We start from the raw sequence: 4,224 nt of genomic DNA on the forward strand, positions 1-4,224 counted from the left end.
AAAGATGGCATACTGGCCTTCTTGTCAATTCGGTTTCGAAAGCATATTTTAGTCGTTTCGCCCACTTTTTCACCTAACTCATGCGCTAACTCATTGGAAATAGATCAGGTCAAAGTGAACAGTCTCCATCATAGTTTCATGCATCTGCAGGTCACAATTTCATGGAGCTATTTCCCAGTTTTTTTTATGCAAATCTACTCGATTATCCTGGCATTTTCTCCCTGTCTTTACTTCTCTCTGTATTTATCCCAAGTAATGCGATGGAGTTCATTAGACCTTACGTATCTTATTGTATACCTATATGTTATATGGTCAGATGGACTTCATCAACTGGAGTGGATGCTATGCATTGCCCGATTCCAAGCTACCCCTGAACTTATTTTAACAGAGATAGATAGCATAGGTGTCTTGAACTCCAGTGCATTATTCGGGGTTATTAGATTATATTGCACTCCCGTAGAGTTCAAAGCGTACCAAAGCAGATATCAAGCTGATATCAAGCAGTGGTCACTCGATGATAACACGATAATATCAGGTTCAACACTGCTTAACACGCTGAGAAAGAACTCTTATAATAAATCAATGTATTGCAAACATAATTACTGATCTGCAACTACCAATAGCTCACAGAGATAAATGAAAATTGATCTGATAGTAAATTAGGTTTATCTTGACATCATTAGCGTAGTTACAAAGATTGAAAAAATGCTATTAGGAGGATCCTTATGGAACAAGATTACCGCAATTTGCCTTATGGACAGAGTCAAGCTCCGGTGCTTAGCATTGGTCAATGGGTTATCACTCTCTTGATTATGATAATTCCGATTGTGAATATCATAATGCTTATCGTTTGGGCTACAGGAAACACGGAAAATCCCAATCGCAAGAATTGGGCTATTGCTCAATTGATCTTTGTGGCTATAGGAATTGCTATCTGGATACTTTTTTTTAGTACTCTCATGGGTTTTGTGAGTGGCATGATGGGCGCAATGGGATCGTAGTCTGTTTCAGATATCAAGATAGATTTAGTATGGACTTTCTTTTTCGAAGTGAGGCTATCCAGCCATTGAGTCTGGATGCGTTTCTAACTGAGATCAGGCAGGATTTGCTCGCTGGATTTCAGCCCTTAGCTTTTTTCGGCACTTCTGAGAAGCTGATCTATTGTCTATTGGGTAAAGCTCAAGAACTTCATCTGCGCTGCACTCCGTTTCCAGAACCTTCCCGGTATCCTTCACTCTCCATGGAATTCCCCGCATTTCACATCTTTGAACGAGAACTATACGAGGAATACGGCATCCTGCCCATAAACCATCCCTGGTTGAAAAGCGTGAGACATCCTGTTGGCAGCAAGCCTGCCATCGAAGATTATCCTTTTTTGGAAAGCGATTCTGCATTGATCCACGAAGTTGGTGTGGGGCCAGTTCATGCCGGAGTAATCGAACCCGGGCATTTTCGCTTCTTGATGCGAGGTGAGATTGTAGAGCATCTTGAAATCCAGTTGGGATGGCAACACCGAGGAATTCTTTCCATGTTTTGTCAAGGAGCGCTTACGGATAAAATGCTCTGTGTAGAGGCAATCGCAGGAGATACTGTAATCGGGCATGGCACAGCTTTTTGTAGGATCGTGGAAGAGCTTTCGGGCTGCAAAACCCAAGCAGAGGATTTGCGGGTGATCCTATTGGAATTGGAGCGGGTGGCAATGCATCTATCTACACTCAGTGCTCTGGCAGGTGATGTAGCATACATCATGGGACAGAACCTGTTTGCTGCACTGCGCACCATTGTGATCAATTCTACTTTGAGCATTTGCGGCAGCCGATTTGGTAAACGCGCTCTTTGGCCCGGGGGTGTGAATTATGGTCTCAAAGCAGCTGTAATCAAAAAATTGAAAACGGAAATGCAGTACTGCATCGAGCAGATCCATGATGTTGCTGAAGCTATGTTTGCTACCTCCAGCCTTATTTCCCGTTTTGATGATACCGGCAAAGTAATCGCAAACGATGCTTTACAGTTTGGTTTTACCGGGATTACTGCAAAAGCCTGCGGAATTCCGATAGATGCACGATTGGATTTCCCTATGTGGCAATATCCTGGTTTTCTGGTACAAACTGAGAGCTCTGGAGATGTGTATGCCCGAGCTCACCTCAGATACCTGGAGTGTATGCAATCCCTACAAATCATATTGAACCTGCTGGAGAATGCAGATCCATCTGCGCCCTGCCAATCTCAGGTCAACGAACTGCAAGCGGATCAGATAGCTGTATCAATCGTAGAAGGAGCCCGGGGAAGAATCGTGCATGTAGCAAAGAGTAAAGATGCTCAGAAAGCCATGTGGTACAAAGTTATCGACCCTTCATCACAGAATTGGTTGGCTTTGTCGATGGCAGTACAACAAGAGCAAGTATCGGATTTCCCGCTGTGTAACAAGAGTTTTGACCTTTCCTATTGTGGGAGTGACCTCTGATGTTCAACCTGTTAAAAGCCCGGATCAGACACGGATACCAGGCAATTCCCGATCCCTTGACCGTCAGCATGGATCCTGCCTTTCCCGGAGTACCAGAATTAGCAGAATCTGCTGATCTGCAACTGCTCAACGATCTTTGCCCCGCAAAAGCCTTCAGCGAAAAAGGAATAGACCTTGGCCGCTGTGTGTTTTGTGGTCTTTGCGAGAGAAAGCATCCAGATATGATCAACTTCACACCCAACAACAAATTAGCAACTGACAGCAGGGAAAAGCTTATTATGGCTCCCGGTCAAAAAGTGCTTCCCAAGATCGAGTTTCGCCTGCCCCGTTCTATGCGTCGTTCATTTGCCCTGCGCAACGTGTCTGCAGGGGGCTGCAATGCCTGCGAGATGGAATTGGCGGCATCAAACAACGTGAATTTCGATATCTGTCGTTATGGTGTGGAGATTGTTGCTTCTCCGCGTCATGCAGATGCGCTTATCCTCACTGGTCCAATCAGCAAAAACATGTCTTCAGCATTGTCTGAAACCTGGCAAGCTATTCCAGAACCAAAGTACCTGATCTTGTGCGGTGCGTGTGCCATTAGCGGTGGTATTTGTACAGGTGCAGACGCTATCGACCGCGCTTTTTTGAAGCATTGGGAGGCATGTCTGTTCATTCCTGGATGTCCGGCACATCCGCTCAGCATCGTACATGGCATTACTGCCATTATGGGGCGACAATGAGTATCGGATTTATTGTGTTGCTATTAGCCTTTATTCCCACATTGTGGAAGCGTTCGGGCTACTATGTAATCTTATGGTTATTGGGTTCGGCATTTCTGGCCTATGAGTATATGGAAGTGCTTTTCTCTCGCTCCATTGTGGACTATATATTCAGTATGCCAATGCCCGTTGGCGATGTAGGTATAGCTTTGAACAAGCTTTCGGCGTTCTTTGGTGTAATCTTCTCCTTGGGGCTGCCCTTGGGAATGCTGTATGGGCACTATTATCTGAAAGAACATCCCACTCCTGCCCTGCGCTCACATCTGGTGTGGCTGGGAATAATGGGCATTTCCATGCATGGAGTATTGTGGATGAGACACAGCCTGATCTTTTTGATGGTTTGGGAACTGATGAGCTTGTCCTCATTCTTCTGCATAGTCTTCTCAAAGCGAGAGAATCTTGAGGCTGGACTAAACTACCTCATCACCATGCAGATCGGTGCGGCTTTTTTATTGGCAGGCTTTGCCATTGCTTACCTTCAATCAGGCACTTTCGATTTCAGTGGTTTTGAGCAAATGAAACCGCTGCCGATGTATCTGATACTAATCGGCTTTGCCTTTAAAGCTGGTGTATTCCCAGTGGCATCATGGCTCCCTCAGGCACATCCTGCAGCCCCTTCCCATGTATCCGGCATAATGAGTTCAATGCTCATCAAAACCGGATTCTATGGGATACTCCTGATCATCAGCCTCAATCGCTTCAGTCTGTCTGAGATTGCCGTATTTACTCTGATCTTCAGCATATCAGCTTTTTGGGCTGTGAGCCATCTTTTGAATGAACGAAACCTGAAACGGGCTCTGGCATATTCCAGTGTGGAAAACATCGGTATCGCTGGAATGGCAGTGTGCGCAGGCTTGCTGGGTATTCACGCAAATCTGCCGGTTATGACTATGCTTGGCTTCTGCGGAGCTTTTCTGCATATCTTTTTTCACTCCATATTCAAAGCACAGTTGTTCTATACTTCTGGAAACATACTTTTGTCAACAGGTACTTTGG

At 45.2% G+C, this 4,224-nt stretch carries 4 protein-coding genes; all 4 read left to right on the forward strand.

The annotated features are described in order from the left end of the window. Positions 1-725: 725 nt before the first annotated feature. The gene (locus tag PHF32_08635) at positions 726-1,001 is read left to right on the forward strand and encodes a hypothetical protein (protein ID MDD4560781.1); all 276 of its coding nucleotides are present in this window, start codon (positions 726-728) and stop codon (positions 999-1,001) included. Between the two features lie 29 nt (positions 1,002-1,030). Next, positions 1,031-2,464, forward strand: coding sequence for an NADH-quinone oxidoreductase subunit C (locus PHF32_08640; protein MDD4560782.1), 1,434 nt, complete (start codon positions 1,031-1,033; stop codon positions 2,462-2,464). Then, the gene (locus tag PHF32_08645; GenBank protein MDD4560783.1) at positions 2,464-3,189 is read left to right on the forward strand and encodes an NADH:ubiquinone oxidoreductase; all 726 of its coding nucleotides are present in this window, start codon (positions 2,464-2,466) and stop codon (positions 3,187-3,189) included. Before PHF32_08640 ends, PHF32_08645 begins: the two co-directional genes overlap by 1 nt. Continuing rightward, the coding region (locus tag PHF32_08650; protein MDD4560784.1) for a proton-conducting transporter membrane subunit at positions 3,186-4,224 on the forward strand (1,039 nt) is incomplete at its 3' end. The genes PHF32_08645 and PHF32_08650, both read left to right, overlap by 4 nt.

This window comes from Candidatus Cloacimonadota bacterium (assembly GCA_028706475.1).
Lineage (GTDB): Bacteria > Cloacimonadota > Cloacimonadia > Cloacimonadales > Cloacimonadaceae > UBA5456.

What these genes read in the sequence shown, in the direction of transcription:
- PHF32_08635 (MDD4560781.1), top strand. Translation starts at nt 726, where the DNA reads ATGGAACAAGATTACCGCAATTTGCCTTATGGACAGAGTCAAGCTCCG.
- PHF32_08640 (MDD4560782.1), top strand. Translation starts at nt 1,031, where the DNA reads ATGGACTTTCTTTTTCGAAGTGAGGCTATCCAGCCATTGAGTCTGGAT.
- PHF32_08645 (MDD4560783.1), top strand. Translation starts at nt 2,464, where the DNA reads ATGTTCAACCTGTTAAAAGCCCGGATCAGACACGGATACCAGGCAATT.